This is a genomic window from Nocardioides sp. (assembly GCF_024509035.1).
GTDB lineage: Bacteria > Actinomycetota > Actinomycetes > Propionibacteriales > Nocardioidaceae > Nocardioides.
On record NZ_JANINT010000418.1, the window covers coordinates 1 to 4,816 of the forward strand.

Consider the following 4,816-nt stretch of genomic DNA (forward strand, 5'->3'; position numbering starts at 1 on the left):
CGGCGAGACGGTCGGCGAGGCTCATGCGGGTCACCTCCGGATCCGGAACCGGCGCGCCGGCGTCGCGGGCGCGGGATCGACCGGGGCGGCCCCGGCCGGGTCGGCGGGCTCGCCGGCCAGCTGCACGGCGAGGCCGCGGATGGCGGCACTCGACGGGTGGTCCGGCTTGCCGCTGACGATCGGCGTGCCGGCGTTGGTGGAGGCAGCGATGTCGATCGACGTCGCGACCTGGGCGGCGACCGAGAGGCCCAGGATCGCCTCGACCTTGTCGGGGCCGAGGCCGACCGCGTCGTCGGCCCGGTTGAGGAGCAGGTGCCGGTGGCCCCGGGCGATCCCGAGCATCTCGAGGGTCTCGAGCGCGAGGCGCACGTTCTTGAGCGTGGGTACGTCGAGCGTGGCGACCACCACGCACTCGTCGGTCTCGTCGAGGGCGGCGAGCGTGGTCTCGTCGAAGGCGGGCGCGGTGTCGACGACGACGAAGTCGAACGTCTCGCGCAGCGTCGCCAGCATCCGCGTCACCAGTGCCGGGGTCACCCGCTCGCGGACGTCGGGCTGGCTGGGGGCCGCGAGCACCATCACCGCGTCCTGGTGCCGGGTCAGCAGCGCGCCGAGCAGGTCGGCGTCGAGGGTGTCCTCGGACCCGATCGCGTGCTCCACGGTGTGGGAGGGGAACAGCTGCAGCGTGATCGCGACGTCGCCGAACGCGAGGTCGAGGTCGACCAGGCACACCTGACGGGCGCCGCGGTCGGCCAGCGCGAGGGCCAGGTTGACCGCCATCGTCGTCTTGCCGACCCCGCCCTTGGGGGAGAAGACCGTGATGACCCGGCCCTGGTGGGTCGCGCCCGTCGGCCCCCGCAGGGCCACGTAGAGCTGGTGGGCGCGCCCGACGGCCGCCGCGACCGCGCCCAGGTCGTCGTGGGGCACGACGTCGCGCGCCCCGGCCTTGATCGCGCGGGTGAGCAGCGTCGCGTCGATGGGCGCCTGCTGCTGGTCGCGGACCAGCACCACGCTCACGGTCGGTCGGCCGACCCGGAGGTCCTCGCACGCGGCGAGCGCGTCCTCGAGGTCGAGGCCGGGCCCGAGGACGACGACGTACTCCTCGGTGTGCTCGGCGACCCACGCCCGCAGGCGATCGGTGGAGTCGATGCCGTGGGCGCCGGCCGGGAGCGCGGTCAGCAGCGCTGCGACGGCGGCGGGATCGGGGTCGACGACGACGGGCACGTCAGCTCACCGGAAGAGGTTCTGCGCGGTCACGCCCTTGTCGGACGCGACCTCGCTGTCGCCGTCGAGCAGCGCGAACGCCAGCTCGCCGTTGGACGAGGCGAAGAGCACCTTCTGCGCCTGCTTCTGGTCGACCGCGACCGTGAGCAGGGTGCGCGGGAGCTGTTCCACGGTCTGGGCGCCGGAGTCGTCGGTCGTGGTCGTCGCGACCGGCGCGGTCGATCCGACGCCCAGGACGGTGACCCGGGGGAGGAGCAGCCGCGTGAACGGCTGCCCGGTCTCCTGGTCGGTGCCGTTGAGGAAGACCGCGACCTGGGACCCGGGGTTGAGGAAGCCCGAGACGCGCGCGGCGTCGGTGAGGTTCACCGAGACCGCCATCTGGCCCTTCGGGATCGGCAGGGGCGCGGCGGCCTCGGCGGAGGAGCCGAACTTGGCCGCGATCAGCTGCTCACCCGGCTGGATCGGGACCAGGGCGACCTGGCCGGCCATCTCGTCGACCGACGTCCGTGCTCCGTCGAGGCGGTCGGCCGCCGCGACCGAGCCCGTGCCGATCTTGCCCGCGGCCCGGGCGGACTCGATGGTCTCGCCGGCGGTGATGGGCTGGGTGGCGACGAGGACGTCGACGGTGTCGAAGCGGTCCTCGGCCCGCTGGTCGGCCCCGCGGGCGTAGACCACGACGAGCGCGGTCCCGAGCGCGGCCACCAGCGCGGCAGCGACGATCAGCAGCCGGCGTCGATCCATCGTGGTGGCCTCCCCAGTCAGGGCCGTGCCGGGGTGGTTCCGGCAACGGACGTGCTGCAACCTCGAGCGACCGCGCCCTCACCCCGTGACGTGGTCTCCGGGGGCACTCTAGAAGGGAATGCGGCGCCGCAAGGGGCTTTAGCCACTATTTCCGTCGGGAACTTGGTCCCGTCAGGAGACGTAGAGCGCGGCCACGTCCTCCTTGAACTCGCGCATGACGACGTTGCGCCGGATCTTGAGGCTGGGCGTCAGCTGGCCGCCCTCCTCGGTCCACTCGTCGGGGAGGATCGTGAACTTGCGGATCGACTCGGCCTTCGAGACCGCCTTGTTGGCCTCCTCGACTGCGGCCCCGATCTCGGCGCGCAGGTCGGCGTCCTCGAGCAGCGAGGCGAAGCTGCCGGTCTTGCCGCGGGCCTCGGCCCACACCGGCAGCGACTCGCGGTCGATGGTGATCAGCGCCGCGATGAACGGCTGCCCGTCGCCCACGACGATGCACTGGTCGACCAGGACGTGGGCGCGCAGGCGGTCCTCGAGGACGGCCGGGGCGACGTTCTTGCCGCCCGCGGTCACGAGGATCTCCTTCTTGCGCCCGGTGATCCGCACGAACCCCTCGTCATCGACCTCGCCGACGTCGCCGGTGTGGAACCAGCCCTCGGGCTCGAGCGACTCCATGGTCGCGGCCTCGTTGTGCCAGTAGCCCGCGAAGACCTGGCCGCCGCGGAACAGCAGCTCGCCGTCGTCGGCGATGCGTACGGCGGTGCCCGGCAGCGGCCGTCCGACGGTGCCGACCTTGATCGCCTCGGGCAGGTTCACCGTGAGCGCCGCGGTGGTCTCGGTCAGCCCGTAGCCCTCCAGCACGGTCAGCCCGATGCCGCGGTAGAAGTGGCCGAGGCGGTCGCCCAGCGGTGCTCCGCCGGAGACGGCATAGCGGCAGCGGCCGCCGAGCGCGGCGACGAGCTTGCCGTAGACCAACCGGCTGTAGACGGCGTGCCGCGCGCGGACCGCCCACGAGGGGCGGCCCTTGTCCAGACCGCGGGAGTAGGCGATCGCGGTCTCGGCGGCCCGGTCGAAGATCCGGCCGCGGCCGTCCGCGGTGGCCTTCTGCGAGGCGGTGTTGAAGACCTTCTCGAACACCCGGGGCACGGCGAGGACGAACGTCGGCTGGAACTCCTGCAGGTCCGGGACGAGGTTCTTGATGTCGGCGCTGTGCCCGAGGCGGGTGCGCATCTTCACGCAGCCCACCTGGATGATGCGGGCGAACACGTGGGCGAGCGGCAAGAAGAGCAGCGTCGAGGCGTCGTCGCCCTCGAACAGCTCCGGGAGCTCGGTGACCGCCACGCCGATCTCGAACATGAAGTTGCCGTGGGTGAGCATGCAGCCCTTCGGCAGGCCCGTCGTGCCCGAGGTGTAGATCAAGGTCGCGAGGTCGAGCGGGCCGGCCGACGTACGCCGCTTCTCGAGCTCCTCGTCGGAGATGTCGGCGCCCAGCCGGGCGAGGTTGTCGACGGCGTTGTCGGCGATCGACCACACGTGGTTGAGCTGGTCGAGACCGGTGCGGACCTCGCTGATCCGTGCGAGGTGGTCCGCGCCCTCGGCGACCACGGCCCGGGTGCCGGAGTCGGAGAGGATCCAGGAGATCTGCTCGGCCGAGGAGGTCTCGTAGATCGGCACGGTCACCGCCCCCGCGAACCAGATCGCGTAGTCGAGCAGCGTCCACTCATAGCGGGTCTTGGAGATGATCGCGACCCGGTCGCCGGCCTCGATGCCGGCGGCGATCAGGCCCTTGGCCACCGCGCTCACCTCGGTCAGGAACTGCGCGGCGGTGACGTCCTCCCAGCCGTCGCTGCTGGCGTCCGAGCCGCGCCGGCTGAACACCACCGTGTCGCCGGCCTCGCGGGCGTTGAGCACTACGTCGTCGGTGAGGTTGCCGGTCGGGGGGACCTCGACCGTCGCAGGGGTGGAGAACTCACGCACGAGGGCCTCCTGGGGTCCGGCGCCGCGCGCTCGCGCGGAGGTCGCTGGGGCTCACCGAGCGAGGTTACCGCCGCGTCGACGGCGGTCGGGATCCGGTACGCTCGCAGACCGAGCCGACCCAGCTGCCGACTCCAGTGAGCGAGGGGAACCGATGGCCGAGCAGACCACGTCGTCGATCGTCATCGATGCTGCCGCCGCCGACATCATGGCGGTGATCGCCGACTTCCCGGCGTACCCCGAGTGGGCCAAGGGGGTCACCACCTCCGACGTGGTGGCGGAGTTCCCTGACGGCCGCGCCGAGCAGGTGTTCTTCAAGCTCGACGTCTCGCCGATCAAGGACGAGTACACGCTGGAGTACACCTGGAACGGCGACCACATGGTCACCTGGACCCTCGTGCACGGGAAGATGCTGCGCGCGCTCGACGGCGCGTACCTCCTGCGCGAGCTGTCCGGCGGATCCACCGAGGTCACCTACCGCCTCGCGCTCGACGTGAACATCCCGTTGATCGGGATGCTCAAGCGCAAGGGCGAGAAGATCCTCATCGACACCGCGCTCAAGGGGCTGAAGAAGCGCGTCGAGTCGCTCGGATGACCTGCACCCGGGGACGCTGGGCCCGCTGACCGTGCGCATCCTCCTGTTCACCGGCAAGGGCGGGGTCGGCAAGTCCACCGTCGCGGCCGGGACCGCCGCGCTCGCGGCCGCCGAGGGCCTGCGCACGCTCGTGCTCTCCACCGACGCCGCACACTCGCTGGCCGATGCCTTCGGCTGCGAGTACGGCGCGATCGGGGCCGAGCCGACCGAGGTGGCGCCCGGCCTCTTCGTCGTGCAGGTCGACGCCCAGCTGCGCTTCGAGCAGTCCTGGGCCGACATCCAGCGCTA

Annotated in this window: 5 protein-coding genes; 2 read left to right on the forward strand and 3 right to left on the reverse strand. The window is 71.9% G+C overall.

Translation table 11 applies throughout. The features are described from left to right. Nucleotides 1–30 precede the first annotated feature (30 nt). From Q0L15_RS22760 to Q0L15_RS22770, 3 genes are all read right to left on the reverse strand, one after another. Nucleotides 31–1,221 (reverse strand): AAA family ATPase, encoded by a 1,191-nt coding sequence (locus tag Q0L15_RS22760; protein WP_296607139.1) that lies wholly within the window; start codon nt 1,219–1,221, stop codon nt 31–33. Nucleotides 1,222–1,227: 6 nt separating this feature from the next. Then, nucleotides 1,228–1,962, reverse strand: coding sequence for a Flp pilus assembly protein CpaB (cpaB, locus tag Q0L15_RS22765; RefSeq protein ID WP_296607140.1), 735 nt, complete (start codon nt 1,960–1,962; stop codon nt 1,228–1,230). A 171-nt stretch (nt 1,963–2,133) separates the two neighbouring features. Continuing rightward, on the reverse strand, nt 2,134–3,936 hold the full coding sequence (locus tag Q0L15_RS22770; protein ID WP_296607141.1) for a long-chain fatty acid--CoA ligase: 1,803 nt from the start codon (nt 3,934–3,936) through the stop codon (nt 2,134–2,136). A 151-nt stretch (nt 3,937–4,087) separates the two neighbouring features. Between Q0L15_RS22770 and Q0L15_RS22775 the strand changes: the two genes are divergently transcribed. Further along, nucleotides 4,088–4,528, forward strand: coding sequence for an SRPBCC family protein (locus tag Q0L15_RS22775; protein ID WP_296607142.1), 441 nt, complete (start codon nt 4,088–4,090; stop codon nt 4,526–4,528). A 31-nt stretch (nt 4,529–4,559) separates the two neighbouring features. Further along, on the forward strand, nt 4,560–4,816 hold a 257-nt coding region (locus Q0L15_RS22780), incomplete at its 3' end, for an ArsA-related P-loop ATPase (RefSeq protein WP_296607143.1).

Excerpts from the sequence above, each read along its gene's own strand:
- cpaB (WP_296607140.1), bottom strand. The coding sequence starts at position 1,962 with ATGGATCGACGCCGGCTGCTGATCGTCGCTGCCGCGCTGGTGGCCGCG.
- Q0L15_RS22775 (WP_296607142.1), top strand. The coding sequence starts at position 4,088 with ATGGCCGAGCAGACCACGTCGTCGATCGTCATCGATGCTGCCGCCGCC.